Below are 17,861 nucleotides of genomic sequence, written 5' to 3'. Positions count from 1 at the left end.
CATCTGCGCCGGGTCAGCCAGCCGGCCCGCGGACGGCAGCCATCCCGGCGATCCGACGCCTTCGTGCATCGCATGCTAGCATTGCTATCACGCCGCGAGCGACGAGGAGATGAGGCAATGGCAGCCCTCAGCATCCGAGATCTGGATGACTCCGTGAAAGAAAAGCTGCGTCTGCGGGCAGCGCGGCACGGCCGCTCCATGGAGGCCGAGATCCGCCTCATCCTCACCGCGGCCGCCACCGAGGAAGAAGGCCCGCGACCCGACCTCTTCAGCGCGCTGACCGAGCGATTCACCCAGCTCGGCGGCGCGGACCTGGACGTTCCGGCCCGCACCACCCCACCCCGCGCGGCGGACTTCGGCGAGTGATGATCGTCCTCGACACCAACGTCGTCTCCGAACTCATGCGTGCCGCTCCCGCTCCAGCGGTGATCGCCTGGCTGCAACAGACTTCCAGCACCGGCCTCTACACCACGTCGGTCACCGTCGCCGAGATCCGCTACGGCATCGCGCGGCTTCCGGACGCCCGCCGCAAACATGACCTGAGCCAGGCCGCCAACGAAATCTTCGCCGCCTTCCCCCGCCAGGTGCTGCCCTTCGACCTCGCCGCGGCCACCGCCTACGCGGACGTGGTCGCCGCCCGCGAGGCAGACGGCAACCCGATCAGCGGATTCGACGGCCAGATCGCCGCCATCTGCCGATCCCGGGCCGCAACCCTCGCCACGCGTAACACCAAGGACTTCATCGACACCGGAATCACCCTCATCGACCCGTGGCAGCAGACAACCGGCTGACGTCGCCGGCTCGATTCCGAGGTGGCCGGCCGGTCAGGCCCGGGTGAGCAGGAGTGGCGCCGGGCGGGCCGGGGCCAGCCAGGGTAGCAGGGCGCGGGCCGCCTCCAGGACGAGGGCGCGGTCGTGGGTCACGGCGAAGTCGAAGCGGCGGTCCCGGTCCGGGCCGGGGTCGCCCAGATCGCGGGCGACCAGCGCGGCGGCGCGGTGCGGGCCGACCACGATCACGTTCCACTCGCCGTGCAGCGGGTCGGAGGCGGCGAAGGCGGTGCCGTGCACGCCGGGGGCCGGCTCGTTGCCCAGGCCGGCGCCGAGCGCGGCCACCAGGGGACTGCTTGCGGCCAACCTGGCGAAGCGGGCCGCGGTGGCCGGCGTGAAGTGCTGCGCCTTCTGGAAGCAGGCGAGAAGAACGGGCGGCTCGGCGCCGTCTCCGGCCCAGGCCTCCAGGTGGCGGCTCATCGGCATCAAACGGCTTTTGGTCGTACGGGTTATCGGGCGCCGCCGGGTGACGATGGTGAACGGGGTGTCGACGCTCAGCGCGGGTGGCGCGATGAACGGCAGGTGGGCGCCGGCCCGGACGTCCGCGGGCAGCGGGGCGGGGCGGCCGTAGTGCCAGCCCTGGCCGACGGTGGCGCCCATGGTCCGGGCGGTGGCGGCGTGCCGCGCGGTCTCGATGCCCTCGGCGAGGACAACTGCGCCGCTGGCCTCCGCGTACGCGTCGACGGCCGCGACGACCCGGGCGGTGTGCGGCTCGTCGGGCTCGCGCAGCAGCTGCATGTCCAGCTTCACCACGTCGGGGTGGATGAACGGCATCAGCGCCAGCGAACCGGGGTCGGCGCCCACGTCGTCCAGGGCGACACCCCAGCCGTCGGCGCGCAGGCTCGTGGTCGCGGTCAGCAGGCCGGCCGGGTCGTGGGCGATGCTGCGCTCGGTCACCTCGGTGACCACCCGCAGCATCGCCTGGGCCTCGGCGACGTGGCCGGCCAGGTCGGGCGGGCAGGACACCCGCGACGCCGTCGGCTCCATGTTGACGAACCAGGTCAGCGACGGGTCGGGGTCGGCCGCGAGGATCGTGCGGAACGCGACGGCGCGGCACACCCAGTCCAGCTCGGTCTCCCGGCCGGCCGCGCGGGCCGCGGCGAACAGCGCGTCCGGCATGTGCCACGGCGTGCCGGCCGGTCCGCGGCTCAGCGCCTCGTAACCGATCAGCCCGCCGGTGGACAGGTCGACCAGGGGCTGGAAGAGGGTGGTCACGGCCCGCTGGTCGATCACCTCGTGGATGTCACGCACGCCGGAGATATCGGCCGGACCGGGGTCGAGTTGAGCTTGCTCAGCGGCCACGCAGGAAAGAGGCGGCCGAGGCGTACGCGAGATCGCTGAGCGCCGGGTCGTGCCGCGCGCCGATGTCGCGCATGAAGGCATGCTCGCCACCGCGGTAGATGTGCAGTTCGAGGTCGTCGAGGCCGGCCGCGTAGAGAGCGGAGACGACCTGCAGGCGGGCGTCGGCCGGCACGTGCGGGTCCGACGAGCCGAACACCATCATCAGCCGGCCGCGAATGTCGGCGGCCCGGGCCAGCGAGCCGGCGTCGGGGTCGGCGCCGAGCACGCCGTTCTGCAGGCCGGTCGCGTAGAAGCAGACGGTGGCCGTGACCCGTGCGTCGAACGCGGCCCGGAACGCCAGGTGACCGCCGATGCAGAAGCCGGTCGCGAACAGCTCGGTGACACCGGACAGGCCCTGCATGTAGTCGAGGACCGCGGTCCGGTCCGAGTCGAACTGCGCCACCGTCGTCGAGGCGGCCCCGCCGAGACCGGCCTGCTTGCCGGCGTCGTCGAACTCGAGGGCCACGCCGGCCAGCGGGCCGCGCGGGTAGATCTCCGGCACCACGACGATGAAGCCCTCGGACGCGAGGCGCCGCGCCGACCGCAGCGACGACTCGGTCAGCTGGAAGATGTCGGTGTAGAGCAGCAGACCGGGCCACGAGCCACCACCGGCCGGCCGGATCACCGCCGTCCGGATCTCGCAGTCGGGCGCCGGCACATTGACGAGGTCCTCGCTGAGCTTCACACCGAGCACCCTACCCACGCAAAAGGCGCAGGTCGGGCCCACACCCCGCGTGTCGTCAGGCGTCCGGCGGATTGTCCGGCGGGGCCGGGATCACGGGCGGTGCATACGGTGGGTAGCCAAAGGCCGGCGGCGGATAGCCATAAGGGGCCGGGTAGCCGTAGGGCGGCGGCGGCGGATAGCCGAAAACCGGCATATAGCCATGGACGGGCGGAAAGCCGGACGCCGGCCGGAAGTAGCGCCGCGCCGGCCCGGTGAACAGCAGGATGACGGTCGAGATGCCGAGCAGCAGCGCCAGCATTCCGAGACTGCCGCCGACGATCCCGGAGATCTGCGAGAAGCCGTTGTCCAGACTGCTCAATTTGTCGTAGAAACCGGTGTCGTAGTCGCCGGAATCGCTGAAGTCCACGTCACCGTCGAAACCGGTGCCCTCGTCCGTGCTCGCGACCAGCAGGAAGCCGAGGGCGCCACCGATGAACACGCCGCCGCAGCAGTAGAGCGCCGCGAGCAGCACCGGCGCGCCCAGGCCGACGGCCGACAGGATCCGCGCCGCGTTGCTGCCCCGGCGCACGCCGAGGGCGGTGATCCCGAGCCAGGCCGCGAGGACCAGGAGCGGAACGGCGATCACCAGCGCGCCGAACAGGTTGCTGGAGCGCTCGTCGGCGACTTCGGCCGGATCGGCGGTGGCGACCGCCCGGACCGCCTCGTCGATCAGCCCGTCGTAGTGGATCGCGTTGGCGATGGCCAGCCCGGCGCAGACGAGCAGCGCACCCGCGATGCCGAGCTGGAGCTTGAAGGCGATGGTCACCTGGGACGGTCGCGGTGCGGCCTCGTTCACGGCGTGCAGGTTACGGTCAGCGGACTCACAGCGGGAAGGGCCGGACGGCCAGAAATGATCACCAGGCCCGGTCTTCTCATGTGGGTGTGCCGCCGACCGAAACAGGTGGGCATGCTCGCGGTCCTCGCTATTGACGTGACCGGCGACGGCGACGCCGATCTGGTGCGGGTCGCTTTCGCCGAACTGTTGCGCGCCCGGGTGCCCGGCCTGCCGGACCTGCCGGTCCGCCTCGGCGGCTCCGGGGTGACCCTCACCCTGCCGGGCCTGCTTGCGCCTTCCCAGGTGTACGACCTGGCCGGCGCCGTCGCGGCCGAGGCCGGCCCGCTGGTGGTGGCCGGCCGGCTGATCGGGATGACCGCCAGCATCGGAGTTGCGGTGTCGGACACGCTGCCGGTCGAGGAGCTGGTGCGGCGCGCCACCGTGGCGATGCACGAGGCGCGCCGCTATGCGCCGCGGACCAGCTGGGCGATCTGGCGGGAGTCGTTCGACCACCACGAGTCGCTGGCCGACGCGGCCTAGACGGTCAGCGTCCAGGTGCCGAGGTAGCCCTCGTCGCCGACGTAACCGTCCTTCACGCTGAGCTTCCAGGCGCCGTTGGACGTCTCGCTGGACAGGTTCGCGGTGTAGGTCGTGTCGACGTTCGCCGTGCTGTCGGTGGTGCTCGTGGATTTGAGGATGTAGTAGGAGCCGTCCGGCGCGTACAGCCAGATCGAGATGTCGCCCCGGAAGGGGTGAGTGATGTTGACGTAGACCGACGAGGTGCTGGACGCGGCCGTGTGCGCGCAGCCGGCGATGGTGATGGTGCTGGTCACCGCGGATCCGGCGTCCGGAATCGTGACATCGGTGCCGTTGGTGCCGGTGCAGCTGCCCCCGCTGGTCGGGGTCGCGGTGGCCGTGGCGGTCGCGGTGGCGGTGGCCGTCGTCGTGGCGGTCGCGGTCGAGCCGCTGCCGAGGACCACCGTGACGGTCACGGTGCTGTTGGTGCAGGCGGCGGCGTACGACGTGAGGGCTGATTTCTCGGCGGTGTCGACGCTGAGGCCCCAGCGGGTCTTCACCACGGTCCACTCGGTGATGTAGCGGCAGTAGACGCTCGACAGCGACGGCATCCATTCGGCCGGGTCGGCGTCGCTCTTGCTCTGGTTGACGTTGTCGGTGACCGCGACCAGCGGGCGGGAGTCGCCGAGGTCGTTGGCGTACGACTCACGCTGCGCCGCCGTCCAGTTGCGCGCTCCCGAGTCCCAGGCCTCGGCCAGCGGCACCATGTGGTCGATGTCCAGGTCGGAGGGGTCGGTCCAGGTGGCGCCGTCGTAGTAGGAGAGCCATTTGCCGCCGGTGAGCCTGCACCCCGAGCCGACCGTCGGCTTGGTGGTGGCCTCCTCGATGAGCACCTCGTAACGGGTGTTGCAGCCGTCGCCGTCGGCGTCGATCCACAGGTTGAACAGGTCCCGGTCGTACCCGGTGCGCACCTCGGTGGCGACCGGCAGGTTGGCGACCATGGTGCGCAGCGGCAGCGAGACGGTGGCCGCCTCGGCCGGCCCGGCGGTGGTGATCGCGACGAGGAGGCCGGCCAGGAGGGTGAGAACGAGAGCGACGGCGCGCCGCCGGTGGCCCTTGTTCGGGGCGCCTCGATCCATCGGGGTGGACGGCAACATCGGGGCGGACACGCGGAGAGTGCGGCTCATGGCTTGCTCCTAGCGGCTGTGGTTGGCCCAGATTCTCGGCCGCCAGGTATCGAAATATGTCATTCCAGCTATGTAATAGCCGAACGCGTATGCCCCGATCAGCCCCCGTACGTCTCGAACTCTGCCACCCGGGGTGTTCCGCCGGCCGCGAGAATGGCAAAGTCGATCTTGGAGAGGGTTCGCGGTGGGCCGGAGGATCCGCGGCCGGCCGGCTCTCGTGCCGGACGAGCAGCACCGCCCCCGTGAGGAGGACGGTGCTGCCCGCCACGGCCAGAGCCGGCGTCCAGCGCGATCGGAGCGAACTGCCGGTCAGCACCGGGAAAGCGTATCGATGTTGATGGTTCAGTTCGACATGCGAGCTACTGGTGTAAAGATCAGTTGCCGGTGTTGATCGTGCAGAGCGAGTCGAACTTCGCGGCGTCCGCGTTGATCTTCGTCTGCAGGTCGGCGGGGGCGTCGCCGGTCTGGATCGCCTTCAGCAGCGCCTTGTAGTCGTCGGCCAGCGCGAGGGTGGCCGCCTTGACGTCGTCGTGCTTCGACTTGTTCGCGGCCGCGGTGAGCTCGTCGATGGTCGTCTGCACGGTGGTGGCGTTGACCGTGGTGGAGCTCTTGATGATGGCGTCCTTGCCGTCGGTGCAGCCGGCGTCGAGAACCTTCGAGTTGGAGACCGCGAAGACCAGCGTGATCACCAGCGCCCAGCCGATCATGCCGAGGATCGAGATGATCGTGCCGGCGATCGCCAGGCCGCGGCCCTTGGCCTTGCCGGCGCCGGTCTTGGCGATGGCGATCAGGCTGAGGACGAAGCCGAGCGGCGAGATGATGAAGGCGAAGATGAAACCGGCGATCGCCAGGCCGCTGGTGCCCTGCTGGGGCGCGGGCGGCTGGGTCGGGTAGGCCGGCTGTCCGGGAGGAGGAGGCAGCTGCGAGTCGAGCGACACTTTATGGTTCCCATCAGGTTTCTCACAGGTTCGGAGCCGAGACGGTATCGGTTCGACCGCGGAAAAGCTGCCCCGTGTCGCAATCGTTATCGGTTGACCGGGCGGCGATCTACCGTGGCGTCATGGCAGACATCAACCTGACGTTGCCGCTCGAGCCGAAAGGCCCGGCCGGCGCATTCGTGCTCTCCGATGAGCAGGTGGCGACCGTGGGCGGCGGCCGCAAGGCGTTCCCGGTGCGGCTCACGGTCAACGGCGTGACGCTGGCGGCGCGCCTGGCCCGGATGGGTGGCGAAAATCTGATCGGGCTGGCCCGCGCGGCCCGCGATCAGGCCGGCGTGGAGCTGGGCGCGAGCTACGAGATCACGGTCGCGGCCGACGAGGCGCCGCGCACCGTCGAGGTCCCCGGCGACCTGGCCACGGCGCTGGCTGCCGACGAGCAGGCGGCCACGGCGTATGAGGCCCTGACGTTCTCGCATCGCAAGGAGTTCGTCCGCGATCACCGAGGCCAAGCGCGAGGCCACCCGGGCGCAACGGGTCACCAAGACGGTCGAGATGCTCCGCTCTGGTGAGCACCGCTGAAAAACGAGAGCACTGCTCTTGACTGTGGCCGGGCCGGCGCTGTTTACTGTTCTCAAGCGAGAGCACTGCTCTCAAATTGAGGAGTAGACATGCGCTACCTGGTCCCGAACCGTTCCGCCGAAATGTTCAACTCCGTCGCCAAGTGGCTGACCGCCCGCGGCGTCAGCGTGCTGGGCAGCCGGGTGCTCGCCGTGCGGGGGCGCCAGAGCGGCGCGGTCCGCACCACCGTGGTCAACCTGTTCAGCTACCAGGGCGAGCGTTACCTGCTGGCGCCGCGCGGCACCACCCAGTGGGTGCGCAACCTGCGCGCCGCCGGCGAGGGCGAGCTGCGACTCGGCCGCGGCGCCCAGAGCTTCACCCCGGTCGAGATCGCCGACGCCGACAAGACCCCGCTGATCCGCCTCTACCTGCGCAAGTGGGCGTGGGAGACGGGCGCCTTCTTCGACGGCCTGAAGGCCGACTCGCCGGACGAGGAGATCGCCGCGGCGGCCCCCGGCTTCCCGGTCTTCCGCATCGTCGCGAGCTGAAGCCTAGGCCGTGTTTCAAAGACGGCCTAGATGCGGTCGGTGGCGCGCTGGGTGAAGCCGAGTGGGACGGCCACCGGGTTCCAGGCCGCGACGAACTGCTTCTTCGCCGTCTGGGCCTGTTTGGACGAGGCCTGGCCGCGCTCCCAGGCGGCGTCGCGCGCGGCGGTGTCGCCGCACTCGCCGTTGGCGGCCGGTTCGGCCCAGGCGACGAAATGCGCGTCGGCCGCGAGCGCGTAGCCCAGGGCGGCCCTCAACGTGGACTTCACGGTCGCGCCGTTGCTGAGAGCCGACACATCGGCCGCGTCGAGGTCGGCGATCTGCTTCGTGCGCTCGTCGCCGACCGCGCGCATCTCACTCAGCGCGCCGGGCAGGGCGGTGCAACGGCGTACGCGATCGATGGCGTTGTTGAGTTTGGCCCGGCTGGCGGCGCTGCGGTCGAGCAGTGAGTCGATCGTCGCGGCCTGGTCGTGGGCCGACGCGGCTTTCGATGCCGGCGCCGACGAGGTCACCGGCGCCGGGGAAACGACGGACGCTACGGAAGAGGGGCGGCCGCGCACCAGGAACACGACGACCATGCTCAGGCTGAGCAGCGCGACGATGCCGAGCCCCAGCAGCACGAGCAGGATCCCGTTGCCTCCCCGCGGCGGGGTCGGTGGAGCCGGCGGCTGCGGAAACGAAGGCTGCATGCGGCAAGGTTATCGATGGACGGCAACGGTCGGCTCCCCCGTCCGTGCGAAGAGTGACTACCTCAGCCGCCGGGAGAGGACCTCCTCGGTGAGCGCCACCAGCACCTCCTTGACCGACTCGCGATGCCGGGCGTCGCACTCGATGATCGGCACCGCGCCGTCGATGCCCAGGGCGTCGCGCACCTCGGCCATGTCGAACCGCATCCCGCCGTCGAAGCGGTTGATCCCGACGATGAACGGGATGCCATTCTCCTCGAAATAGTCGATCGAGGGGAACGAGTCTTCCACCCGGCGGGTGTCGACCAGCACGATCGCGCCCAGCGCGCCGTCGACCAGGTCGTCCCAGAGGAACGAGAACCGGTCCTGGCCGGGGGTGCCGAACAGGTAGAGGAGCAGGGCGTCGTCGAGGGTGATGCGGCCGAAGTCGAGCGCCACCGTCGTGGTGGTCTTGCCGCTTACGGCCGAGGTGTCGTCCACGCCGATCGAGGCCTCGGTCAACTCGGCCTCGGTGACCAGCGGTTCGATCTCGGAGATGGCGCCGACGAAGGTCGTCTTGCCCACCCCGAAGCCGCCGCTGATGACGATCTTTACGGCTATCGGTGGCGCCACCGTGTCAGAGCGCGCGGACACGATCACGGATCCTTTCGATCAGGCTGGTGGAGAACTCGTCCGGTTGCTCCTCGATGCGCACGTAGCCCTCGGTGATCAGGTCACCGACGATCACCCGGACCACGCCGAGCGGGGCGGCGAGCGCCGCGGAGAGGTCGGCGACCGACTGCGGCCGCTGGCACAGTTCGACGATCCGGCGGGACTCGAAGCGCAACGGCGCGGACAGCGCCGCCGGGGCGGCCCGCAGCTGCGTCTCGATGCGCAGCCCCTCGTGCATCGGTGTGGTTCGCCCGCCGGTGAGCATGAACGGGCGCACCATCGGGTCGTCGTCCGCAGAAGTCATCGCGGCAGGTGCCGGCGGGATTCGGCGATCAGCGCCGGGGTGAGCAGGGCGCCGAACCGATCGGCCAGCATCGAGATCTCGTACCCGACCAGGCCCAGATCGCAGTCGCTGCCGGCGACGACGCCGAGAACGCTCCCACCGGAGATCTGCGACACCAGCAGGAAGCCCCGGCGCATCTCGATCATGATGAGCTTCAGGCCGTCGAAGTCGTACCGGCGGGACGCGCTGCGGGCGAGACTGGCGAGACTGGACACGATCGCGGCGAGCTGATCCGCCTCCGCCCGGTTCAGCCCTTCGGAACTGGCGATCAGCAAGCCGTCCGACGAGACCGCGACCGCGTCCCGTACGCCATCGGTCTGATGAACGAAGTTGCCGAGCAGCCAGTTGAACTGATGCCGGTCGGCCGAAGCGTCGACGCTCATGCTTCTTCCTTCTCCAGTGGGGTGGCGTTGCCGGCCCGCAGCACGCCCGCGCGGAAGGCGGTGAGCCGGTCCCGGACGTCTTCCGGGGAGTCGGTGACGGCCGGCGGCGGCGTTTCGGCCACGACGACGGATCGGGCCGCCGGGGCCGGGTCACGCCGGGCGCGCGGGGTGCGCCGGCGAAGTCCGTTGGGTGTGTGTTCCGGCTGCCCGGGGACCGGACCGGAGATCGGCGAGCTGTCCACCACGACGTACTCGATGGTGTCGGAGCGCAGCGGCGCCTGCGGCAGACGGCGTGCCACCGGAGCCGGAGCCGGAGGCGAGAAGGGGGTCGCGGTGACCCTCTTCTGCTCGGTGAGGATCGCCGCGGGCAGCGCCAGCCGGGCCGTCACCCCGGTCACCGGCGACGGGGCGAGCTGCACTCCGACGCCGGTCTCGGCGGCGAGCCGGCCGACCACGAAGTGGCCGAGGAAGCGGGCCGGCGCGGTGATGAAGTCGCCCTCGCCACGCAGCCGCTCGTTGGCCCGGTCCATCTCCGCCTGCTCCATGCCGATGCCCTGGTCGAGCACGGCGATGAGATAGCCGCCGCCGAGCACCCGGCCGTAGATCTCGACCTCCACGTCGGGCGGCGAGAAGGCCAGCCCGTTCTCGATCAGCTCGGCGAGCATGTGCGCGATGCTGCCCACCACCGAGCCGCTGACCAGCACGTCGTCGACCCGCCGCAGGCTCACCCGGCGATATTCTTCGACCTCGCTGATGGCGGCCCGGATCACGTCGGTGATCGCCAGCGGCTCGGTGAACTGCCGCGGGCCGGCCGCGCCGACCAGCACCAGCAGGCTCTCCGCGTTGCGGCGCATGCGGGTGGCGAGGTGGTCGAGCTCGAACAGGTTGGCCAGCCCGGCCGGGCTGGACTCCTCGCGCTCCAGCTTGGTGATGAAGCCGAGCTGGCGGCGCAGCAGGTTCTGGTTGCGGCGGCCGAGGTTGGCCAGCGACTCGGCCGACGCGCGGCGCAGCCGCACCTGCTCGATGGCCAGCGCGTACGCCGTGTTCTGCACCTGGCTGAAGGCCTCCGCGACCAGGCGCACCTCGTCGCTCGCGTCGCGGGGGACCGGGACCGGCGGGGGAGGGGATTCGGTGTCACCGGCGGTGGCCCGCCGCACCGATGCGGGCAGCTGCTCGGCGGCGAGCCGGTGCGCCTCGGCGGCCAGGGCGGTGAGCGGCCGGGCCAGCCAGCGGGAGGCCACGACGGCCAGGTAGACCGCGCCGGTCAGGCACAGCAGCAGCGCCGCGGTCAGCACGCCGAGGCGCATGGTGGCGTTCCGCTTGAGGTCCTTGGCATTGTCCTGCGCGGTGGTGCCGATGTCGCGGCCCACGTTGAGCAGGTCGGTGAGCACCGTGCCGGAGGACGCCCACCAGGCGTCGGCGCTGACGTTCAGCCGGCGGCCGTCGGCACCGCTCAGCGCGACCAGTTCCATGGCGCCGGTCTGCTGGCCGTCGGCGGTGCTCAGCACCCGATTCTTGGTGTCCAGCGCCTGCCGGTTGCCATATTGGTTGAAGGCCAGCAGCGCGGTGTCCCGCGACGACCGGGTCGAGACGAACTGGACGAACTGGGTGGGTGTGAAGGCGCCGGCCGCGAACACGCCGTAGAGCAGCGCCCGCTCCTGCGCGGCCGACTCCTTGGCCACGCTGAGCATGCTGAGCGTGGCGTAGTTGCGGCGCAGGTCGGCGTCACCGACCGCGCTGAGACCGTAATCGATGTTGACCAGTTGGGCGATCAGCGTGGTGTAGAAGCCGGTGGTCGCGGCCATCGCGCCGGCGCCGGTGTCGGTGGCGGCGCGCACCCCGCCGAGGCCGTCGAGCTGGCCGACCACCCCGGCGACCCGGTCCTCCACCTCACCGCCCGGCTCGGTCAGCGACTCCACGGCCGCGCGCTGCTTGTCGACGCGCTGGCGGGCGGGGGCGAGCTCGGCGCGGAAGGTGGCATTGCCGCCGAGCAGGCCGGACGCCAGCCCGCGCTCGGTCTGCAGGTCTTCCACCAGCTCGAGCACGGCCAGGTCGAGGGTGACCGCGCGGGCCGTCTGCGCGGCGGTGCGGTAGTTGTCGATCTCGCCGGTCGCGATGACACCCAGCAGAGCCAGGGTGACCGCGACGGGCAGGGCCAGGGTCCGCGCGATGCGGCCGCGGATCGTGCCACCCGAGCGGCGGCGGGACGACGGTGCGGCGGCCTCGTCGGGGACGGGCACGCGATCAGCTCCTCTTTCGGGGGATGTGTGAGCGTGCACACAAAATGTCCGAATAGCTCTGCGCGATCGCGGGGGATCACTCTCGGTTGATCGCGCAAACAGGATCTGTGCTGCTGATACTCATGGTCAATAGGCCGGTCCGAGAAATTTACCTTCGGGTAACTGACATTGACCATCGACGAATCCCGCAGTATTGCCTTATTTCCGGCAGCGAAAACAGTTTTTGCTGACCTGGCAACGTTCCTTGCTGTTCGCAACCGTGCCGGGCGATGGTTCGACGCGGAGGTGGTTTCGGTGCAGGACGCATACGAGGTAGTGGTCGTCGGCGGCGGCGCGGCCGGGCTCAACGGGGCCCTGATGCTGGCCCGGTCCCGGCGCAGCGTGCTGGTGGTGGACGCGGGGGCGCCGCGCAACGCGCCCGCCGACGGCGTGCACGGCCTGCTGGGCCGCGAGGGCATGCCCCCGCTCGAGCTGGTTCGGCGTGGCCGCGAGGAGGTCCGCGGCTACGGCGGCGAGATCATCGACGGCGAGGTGACCGGCGCCCGGCGCGACGGCGAGGAGTTCGTGGTCGGGCTGGCCGGCGGCCGTTCGGTGCGGGCCAAGCGCCTGCTGGTCACGACCGGCCTGGTCGACGAGTTGCCCGAGGTGCCGGGGCTGCGCGAGCGCTGGGGCCGCGACGTCGTGCATTGCCCGTACTGCCACGGCTGGGAGGTGCGCGACGAGCCGATCGGCGTGCTGGCCACCGGCCCGGCGTCGATGCACCACGCGCTCCTGTTCCGCCAGCTGACCGGCGATCTGATGTTCTTCCAGCACCAGCAGCCGGATCTGACCGACGAGCAGGCCGAGCAGCTCGCCGCCCGCGGCATCACCGTGGTGACGGGCGAGGTCGCCGAAATCGAGATCAACAATGACGCGATTGATGGCGTACGGCTGAAGTCCGGTTCGGTGATTCCGCGCCGGGTGATCGCCGTCGCCACCCGGATGGTCGCCCGGGCCGATTTCCTGGCCGGTCTCGGACTGAAGGCCGTGCCGCACATGTCCGGCATGGGGGAGCACGTCCCGGCCGACCCGACCGGCCGCACCGAGGTGCCGGGCGTGTGGGCGGCCGGCAACGTGACCGACCTGTCCGCGCAGGTGGGCTCGGCCGCGGCGGCCGGCGCGTTCGCCGGCGCCCAGATCAACATGGATCTGGTGGTGGCCGAGACGGCGTTGGCGGTGGCCGCCCGTTCGCATTGACGAATGGCAATGCCTGACGTAGTTTTCCCTGAGGAAAGCGCATTCCTGTAATACGAGCCGCCGTGCCCCACCGCACCTTGGGCGCGGCGGTGCCGTCGTCCCCGGCACAGGAGGTTTTCCGTGAAATTCAAAGTCCTCGGCACCGCGAGCGTTCTCGTCGCCGCCGTTCTCGTCGCGCCATCGCTGGCCGACGCGGCCGTGACCACCTACTACGTCGCCCCCACCGGCAGCGACAGCAACGCCGGCACCCTGGCCGCGCCGTTCGCCACCATCCAGAAAGCGGTCACCGCCGTCACCGCCGGCGGCACGATCGCGCTGCGCGGCGGCACCTACCCGCTCGCCTCCACCGTCACGATCGCCAAGAGCGGCACCGCGAGCGCCCCCATCACGCTCACCGCCTACCAGTCGGAGCGGCCGGTCATCGACGCCGAGGCGCTGCCCTACACACCGGGCGCGGTCGGCTCGACCATCCCGAGCGCGCAGCGCGGGGCGATCCACATGGAGGCGTCCTACTGGAAGATCGCCGGCCTCGAGATCGTCCACGGCCCGTACGCGATCTACTGCAACAACTGCAACAACAACACGTTCGAGCGGCTGTCCACGCACGACAACTACGAGACCGGCTTCCAGTTGCAGGGGACGTCGGCCGGCAACCTCATCCTCAACCTGGACAGCTACAACAACCGGGATCCGCGCAAGAACGGGGAGAGCGCCGACGGCCTCGGCATCAAGGAGGGCAGCGGCGCCGGCAACGTGGTGCGTGGCGCCCGGCTGTGGAACAACATCGACGACGGCTTCGACGCGTGGTCCTTCACCTCGCCGATCACGATCCAGGGCAGCATCGCCTACGGCAACGGCTACAACCGCTGGAGCATCCCCGACTTCTCCGGTGACGGCAACGGCTTCAAGCTGGGCGGCAGCAGCGGCACCGGCCCAGCCGCGGCGCACGCGGTCAGCAACAGCATGTCGTTCGCCAACGCCGCGACCGGCTTCACCGACAACGGCAACACCGGCACGATCACGGTCAGCCGCAGCACGGCGTACCAGAACGCGAAGACCGGTTTCGACTTCGACGGCGGCTCCACCTCGAAGCTGACCGCCAACCTGGCCGTCGGCAACGCCACCGCGGTCGCCCTCGGCTCGTCGACGGCCTCGGGCAACTCCTGGAACATCGGCGGCACCTGGACGCTGCTGAGCACCGACTCGTCCACCATCACCGGCGCCCGCAACACCGACGGCTCGATCCGCTCGTCCAACTTCCTGGTGCCGGCGAACGGAGCCGCAGTCGGCGCGAAGATCTAGACCAGACCTCTTCCGGTACGGGCTGCGAGTCCACAACCGCACCTTCACCCGACCGCCGGCACCACGCGACCGGCGTGCAACACGAGCACGCGCCGCGCCTTTCGGGCAACCGGACCCCACAGCCACCGGCTTTGCTCTGTGTACTTATACGCGCGGATCCGCGCGTATAAGTACGCAAAGCAAAGGCCCGAACAGGCCGGTGTTCGCCGAGGTCAGCGTGGATGATCCCGAGGCCTGTCGGCGGCCCGGGAGGACGCCCGGGCCGGGCCCGCCCGTAGCGGGCGCGCGGAGGGTGAGTTGCACCTGCCGGGACCGACTGGCACGGGAGCGGGGCAGCGCGTACGCAAAAAGAGAGCATGAGCAAAACGCGCGACGCGGCGGCAGACCTGGACCTGTCGGCGGCTTTCGGCCAAGCCAGACCGTTTCCGTCTTGACGGCGAATGTGTCTAGGCGTCCGAGCGCAGGTGATCCAGGCCGAGCAGGCGGTCGAGCGCGCGCAGCCGGAACGCCAGGCTGAGCACCGCGAACCACAGCACCAGCATTGGCAGCACCAGCGCGAACATCGGCGCCGACGGACCGGCCAGGCCGAAGTAGCCGTAGAGCGCCGGCACGAACAGGACCGCGCCGAACGCCGCGACGAGCCCGCCGACCAGGTAGGTCGGCCGCTTGTCCGGCGTCGGCTCGGTCCATGCCGCGAACAGCCGGTTCGGCGGCAGCAGGAACAGGATGAGCACGAACGAGGCCAGGCAGAAGAAGCTGGACAGGCCGGTCTGCGCGGCGATGGTGGCGGCGGCCGCGGTGAAGTCGGTGTCACTGCCGTAGGTGAGACCGGTGTAGCGCTCGAAGTCGTTGATCACCTCGGACGGCGTGTGCCCGGAGCTGAAACCGATCATGACGGCCTCGTAGATGCCGGCGTAGAGCGCCGCCCCGAACGTCGCGGTGACCACCGCCGCCGGGATGACGAAGCCGGCCAGCCGGGTCAGCATCTTGGGGTCGGGCGCGGTCGGCTTCGCCCACATGGTCAGGAAGAAGGTCGGCACGCCCACCGTGAACAGCGTCAGCCCGACCTGCGTGGGCGAGTACGGAAAGCCCAGCCCCAGCATGGTCACGGTCAGGATCACCAGGCCCTGGCTGGCCACCCGGGCGAGGAAGACGTGCAGCGACAGCCCGATCCCGTTGATGATCCGCCGGCCCTCGCGCTGGGCCGGCGGCAGCGCCGCGAACGAGTCGTCCACCAGCACGATGTCGGCCACGTCCCGGGTCACCGCGCTGCCGCTGCGCATCGCCACCCCGACCTGGGCGCCCTTGAGCGCGCGGGCGTCGTTCACGCCGTCGCCGATCATCGCGACGTAGTGGCGCTGGCGGCGCAGCGACTGGACGATCCGCTCCTTGTGCTCCGGGGCGACCCGGCCGAAGACGGTGGTCTGGGCGACGACCCGGTCCAGCGCGTCGTCGTCGAGAGCGTCGAGCAGCACACCCGGCATCGGCACCCCGGCGTCCAGGCCGGCCCGCGTCGCGATCGCCGCCACCGTCCGCGGATCATCGCCGGACAGCACCTTCAGGTCCACGCCGTCGTGCCGCAGCTTCGCGATCGTCTCGCGCACCTCGGGCCGCAGCTCGTCGGCGAGAGCCACCATCGCGATAGCTTCCAGCGCCGGCAGGGCGGGGCGTCCGGCCGCGTCGCGCAGCCGCGCATCGCTGTTCACCGGCTTGGCGAGCAGGAGTACGCGGAGACCGAGCTCGGTATTGCGCGCCACGTCGGCTTCCGGCGCGGGCGTGGCCAGGCGCGCGGCCAGCGCGTCCGGTGCGCCGAGCAACCACGTGCCGTCGTCGGTGCTGACCCCGGACCAGCGCAGGGAGGACGCGAAGGCAACCTCGTCGCGGACCGCCCAGGCCGTGCCGGGCAGAGCGGACGCCAGCGCCTGCGAGGTGAGGTTGGGCGCGGCCGCGCTGCGGGCGAGCGAGCCGAGCAGCCGTTCCACCTCGGCCTTCTCGTGCCCGCCGAGCGGCCGGATCTCCGCGACGGTGAGCCGCCCGGTGGTGAGCGTGCCGGTCTTGTCGGTGCAGACCACGTCCACGTTGCTGACCGACTCGACCGCGTTGACCTGCTGCACGAGCGCACCCGAGCGGGCGATGGTGGCGGCCCCCGCGGTGTAGGCCACGGCAATCAAGAAGAACAACCCATAAGGCACCAGGCCGGACAGTACGGCGGTGGTCTGCACCACCCGCAGCACGGTGAAGCCCTCGATCGCCGCCTGCCCGAGGATCGCCCCGCTCATCAGCGTGACCAGCAGCATCACCAGTCGCACCAGGAACTCGATCCGCTTCTGCAGCGGCGTCTTGTCGGTGGTCACCCGGCGTGCCTCCGCGGTGAGCCGCCCCGCGTAGCTGCGCGCCCCCACGTCCCGGGCCAGCTGGAACCCCTCGCCGGCCACACAGAGGCTGCCGGACCGCAGATCGTCGCCGGGCAGCTTGGCCACCGGGTCGGACTCGCCGGTCAGCAGCGACTCGTCCGCCTCGACCCGGCCGCCCTCGAGCACCGGCCCGTCGACCACGATCTGGTCGCCGGTGCGCACCTTGATCAGATCACCCCGTACCACCTGATCGGGGTTGACCGGAATCTCTTGCTCGTCCCGGACCACGACGACCTGGGCGCGGTCGAGCAGTTGCAGCCGGTCCAGCTTGCGCTTGGCCCGGATCTCCTGCGCCGCGCTGATCACCGCGTTGATCAGGCCGAGCCCGACGCTGATCAGCGCATCGCTGTACCGGCCCATGGCCAGCAGCGTCGCGCCGATCACGAACAGGATGATGTTGAAGAACGAGAAGACGTTGGTGCGCAGGATCTCGGCGTAGCTGCGCGACCCACCCTTGACCGCGGTGTTCGCCTCGCCGTGCCGACGCCGGTACTCGGCCTGGGCGCGGGTGAGCCCCTGGCCGGCGGTAGCCAACACCTGTTGCGCCATCCGGCACCCCCTCGCCGGAAATCACGCTACCTGCCGGTTGAGCCGGTTTTCGGCGCTTTTGCCGTGCCCGCGGCCGGAGTGCCGTGGTCGACCCCCCGGTTCCGGCCAGATGCCTAGATGAGGTCGTGCTCGGCCGGGGTGGTGTTGAGGACCCAAGACAGCGGCATGGTGGCCTGAACGGTGTACTGGTCGCCGGACAGCCGATGAATGGTGACTGTCTGTGCGGCGTCCTGGTCCACCATCCAGTACTGCGGGATGCCGGCGACCGCGTACTCGTTGCGCTTGGTCACCGTGTCCACGCCTTCGGAGCCAGGGGAAATGATCTCGATGGCGAGAAGCACGTCGGCGACGGGCAGCCAGACGCCGTCGGCCTGTGGCTTGCTCCAGACCACCAGATCGGGAATGCGCCCACCGACGCCGTTAGGCCCTGGAATGCGCAGCCCGACTGCTTGGGCCACCCTGTCGACCGGCACGCCGGCGGTGGCCAGCCACACCATCAGGCGAGTCGCGATGATCGCGTGGGCATACCCCGGCGGCGGCATGATCGAGAGAACTGCCTCGGGGCTGATCTCGTATCGATGGTGCTCGTCCGCGGCCATCATCGCCGTCAGGTCGTCGAGCGTCACGACCGGTGGCATGTACCTGC

At 70.4% G+C, this 17,861-nt stretch carries 18 protein-coding genes and 1 pseudogene; 7 read left to right on the top strand and 12 right to left on the bottom strand.

What is annotated here, in order from left to right:
* The first annotated feature begins 117 nt into the window (after positions 1–117).
* Positions 118–366, top strand: coding sequence for an Arc family DNA-binding protein (locus AB0E90_RS25630; RefSeq protein ID WP_360410525.1), 249 nt, complete (start codon positions 118–120; stop codon positions 364–366).
* Positions 366–791, top strand: a complete 426-nt coding sequence (locus AB0E90_RS25625) for a type II toxin-antitoxin system VapC family toxin (protein ID WP_360410913.1) — start codon at positions 366–368, stop codon at positions 789–791. The genes AB0E90_RS25630 and AB0E90_RS25625 overlap by 1 nt, the downstream gene beginning before the upstream one ends.
* A 33-nt stretch (positions 792–824) precedes the next feature.
* On the opposite strand, the gene AB0E90_RS25620 is transcribed toward AB0E90_RS25625, so the two are convergent.
* From AB0E90_RS25620 to AB0E90_RS25610, 3 genes are read right to left on the bottom strand one after another with little or no spacing between them, the layout of a single operon-like run.
* Entirely contained in the window at positions 825–2,129 is a 1,305-nt protein-coding gene (locus tag AB0E90_RS25620; RefSeq protein WP_360410522.1) for an EAL domain-containing protein, read from the bottom strand.
* The gene (locus AB0E90_RS25615; protein WP_360410519.1) at positions 2,119–2,853 is read right to left on the bottom strand and encodes a dienelactone hydrolase family protein; all 735 of its coding nucleotides are present in this window, start codon (positions 2,851–2,853) and stop codon (positions 2,119–2,121) included. Before AB0E90_RS25615 ends, AB0E90_RS25620 begins: the two co-directional genes overlap by 11 nt.
* Before the next feature lie 55 nt (positions 2,854–2,908).
* Positions 2,909–3,688, bottom strand: a complete 780-nt coding sequence (locus tag AB0E90_RS25610; RefSeq protein ID WP_360410516.1) for a hypothetical protein — start codon at positions 3,686–3,688, stop codon at positions 2,909–2,911.
* A gap of 111 nt (positions 3,689–3,799) precedes the next feature.
* Between AB0E90_RS25610 and AB0E90_RS25605 the strand changes: the two genes are divergently transcribed.
* Positions 3,800–4,207 (top strand): hypothetical protein, encoded by a 408-nt coding sequence (locus tag AB0E90_RS25605; protein ID WP_360410513.1) that lies wholly within the window; start codon positions 3,800–3,802, stop codon positions 4,205–4,207.
* On the opposite strand, the gene AB0E90_RS25600 is transcribed toward AB0E90_RS25605, so the two are convergent.
* Positions 4,204–5,370, bottom strand: a complete 1,167-nt coding sequence (locus AB0E90_RS25600; protein ID WP_360410510.1) for a proprotein convertase P-domain-containing protein — start codon at positions 5,368–5,370, stop codon at positions 4,204–4,206. The two genes, AB0E90_RS25605 and AB0E90_RS25600, sit on opposite strands and share 4 nt — an antisense overlap.
* A 374-nt stretch (positions 5,371–5,744) precedes the next feature.
* Positions 5,745–6,308, bottom strand: a complete 564-nt coding sequence (locus AB0E90_RS25595) for a DUF4190 domain-containing protein (protein WP_360410507.1) — start codon at positions 6,306–6,308, stop codon at positions 5,745–5,747.
* A gap of 122 nt (positions 6,309–6,430) precedes the next feature.
* On the opposite strand from AB0E90_RS25595, the pseudogene AB0E90_RS25590 reads away from it, so the two are divergent.
* Positions 6,431–6,887, top strand: a pseudogene (locus tag AB0E90_RS25590) (YdeI/OmpD-associated family protein).
* An 89-nt stretch (positions 6,888–6,976) separates the two neighbouring features.
* Positions 6,977–7,414 (top strand): nitroreductase/quinone reductase family protein, encoded by a 438-nt coding sequence (locus tag AB0E90_RS25585; protein WP_360410504.1) that lies wholly within the window; start codon positions 6,977–6,979, stop codon positions 7,412–7,414.
* A gap of 26 nt (positions 7,415–7,440) precedes the next feature.
* Here the strand turns inward: AB0E90_RS25585 and AB0E90_RS25580 are convergent, their stop codons facing one another.
* The 5 genes from AB0E90_RS25580 to AB0E90_RS25560 are packed head-to-tail and all read right to left on the bottom strand — an operon-like array spanning position 7,441 to position 11,714.
* Positions 7,441–8,100: a hypothetical protein gene (locus AB0E90_RS25580; RefSeq protein WP_360410501.1), complete on the bottom strand. Its 660-nt coding sequence runs from the start codon at positions 8,098–8,100 to the stop codon at positions 7,441–7,443.
* 57 nt (positions 8,101–8,157) lie between these two features.
* Positions 8,158–8,730, bottom strand: a complete 573-nt coding sequence (locus AB0E90_RS25575; RefSeq protein ID WP_360410498.1) for an ATP/GTP-binding protein — start codon at positions 8,728–8,730, stop codon at positions 8,158–8,160.
* A complete protein-coding gene (locus tag AB0E90_RS25570) occupies positions 8,714–9,052 on the bottom strand; it encodes a DUF742 domain-containing protein (RefSeq protein WP_360410495.1) in 339 nt (112 codons plus the stop codon). The genes AB0E90_RS25575 and AB0E90_RS25570 overlap by 17 nt, the downstream gene beginning before the upstream one ends.
* Entirely contained in the window at positions 9,049–9,474 is a 426-nt protein-coding gene (locus AB0E90_RS25565; RefSeq protein ID WP_360410492.1) for a roadblock/LC7 domain-containing protein, read from the bottom strand. Before AB0E90_RS25565 ends, AB0E90_RS25570 begins: the two co-directional genes overlap by 4 nt.
* Positions 9,471–11,714, bottom strand: a complete 2,244-nt coding sequence (locus tag AB0E90_RS25560) for a nitrate- and nitrite sensing domain-containing protein (RefSeq protein WP_360410489.1) — start codon at positions 11,712–11,714, stop codon at positions 9,471–9,473. The genes AB0E90_RS25565 and AB0E90_RS25560 overlap by 4 nt, the downstream gene beginning before the upstream one ends.
* Positions 11,715–11,999: 285 nt before the next feature.
* Here AB0E90_RS25560 and AB0E90_RS25555 point away from each other — a divergent pair, with 285 nt between their 5' ends.
* Both AB0E90_RS25555 and AB0E90_RS25550 read left to right on the top strand, forming a co-directional pair.
* A complete protein-coding gene (locus tag AB0E90_RS25555; RefSeq protein WP_360410486.1) occupies positions 12,000–12,950 on the top strand; it encodes an NAD(P)/FAD-dependent oxidoreductase in 951 nt (316 codons plus the stop codon).
* A 120-nt stretch (positions 12,951–13,070) separates the two neighbouring features.
* Positions 13,071–14,252 (top strand): right-handed parallel beta-helix repeat-containing protein, encoded by a 1,182-nt coding sequence (locus AB0E90_RS25550; protein WP_360410484.1) that lies wholly within the window; start codon positions 13,071–13,073, stop codon positions 14,250–14,252.
* Between the two features lie 446 nt (positions 14,253–14,698).
* Here AB0E90_RS25550 and AB0E90_RS25545 read toward each other — a convergent pair whose 3' ends face one another.
* Together AB0E90_RS25545 and AB0E90_RS25540 are read right to left on the bottom strand one after the other, a co-directional pair.
* Complete coding sequence (locus AB0E90_RS25545; RefSeq protein WP_360410481.1) at positions 14,699–17,215, bottom strand: HAD-IC family P-type ATPase; 2,517 nt, start codon at positions 17,213–17,215, stop codon at positions 14,699–14,701.
* A 113-nt stretch (positions 17,216–17,328) separates the two neighbouring features.
* On the bottom strand, positions 17,329–17,841 hold the full coding sequence (locus AB0E90_RS25540; protein ID WP_360410479.1) for a Uma2 family endonuclease: 513 nt from the start codon (positions 17,839–17,841) through the stop codon (positions 17,329–17,331).
* Between the last annotated feature and the right edge of the window lie 20 nt (positions 17,842–17,861).

Origin of the sequence: Actinoplanes sp. NPDC026619, from assembly GCF_040638295.1 — a bacterium.
Lineage (GTDB): Bacteria > Actinomycetota > Actinomycetes > Mycobacteriales > Micromonosporaceae > Actinoplanes.
The sequence above is the reverse complement of the archived record's forward strand: the minus strand, read 5'-3'. Positions and strand labels throughout refer to the sequence as shown.

What these genes read in the sequence shown, in the direction of transcription:
- AB0E90_RS25605 (WP_360410513.1), top strand. Translation starts at nt 3,800, where the DNA reads ATGCTCGCGGTCCTCGCTATTGACGTGACCGGCGACGGCGACGCCGAT.
- AB0E90_RS25625 (WP_360410913.1), top strand. Translation starts at nt 366, where the DNA reads ATGATCGTCCTCGACACCAACGTCGTCTCCGAACTCATGCGTGCCGCT.
- AB0E90_RS25580 (WP_360410501.1), bottom strand. Translation starts at nt 8,100, where the DNA reads ATGCAGCCTTCGTTTCCGCAGCCGCCGGCTCCACCGACCCCGCCGCGG.
- AB0E90_RS25600 (WP_360410510.1), bottom strand. Translation starts at nt 5,370, where the DNA reads ATGAGCCGCACTCTCCGCGTGTCCGCCCCGATGTTGCCGTCCACCCCG.
- AB0E90_RS25545 (WP_360410481.1), bottom strand. Translation starts at nt 17,215, where the DNA reads ATGGCGCAACAGGTGTTGGCTACCGCCGGCCAGGGGCTCACCCGCGCC.
- AB0E90_RS25570 (WP_360410495.1), bottom strand. Translation starts at nt 9,052, where the DNA reads ATGACTTCTGCGGACGACGACCCGATGGTGCGCCCGTTCATGCTCACC.
- AB0E90_RS25585 (WP_360410504.1), top strand. Translation starts at nt 6,977, where the DNA reads ATGCGCTACCTGGTCCCGAACCGTTCCGCCGAAATGTTCAACTCCGTC.
- AB0E90_RS25630 (WP_360410525.1), top strand. Translation starts at nt 118, where the DNA reads ATGGCAGCCCTCAGCATCCGAGATCTGGATGACTCCGTGAAAGAAAAG.
- AB0E90_RS25565 (WP_360410492.1), bottom strand. Translation starts at nt 9,474, where the DNA reads ATGAGCGTCGACGCTTCGGCCGACCGGCATCAGTTCAACTGGCTGCTC.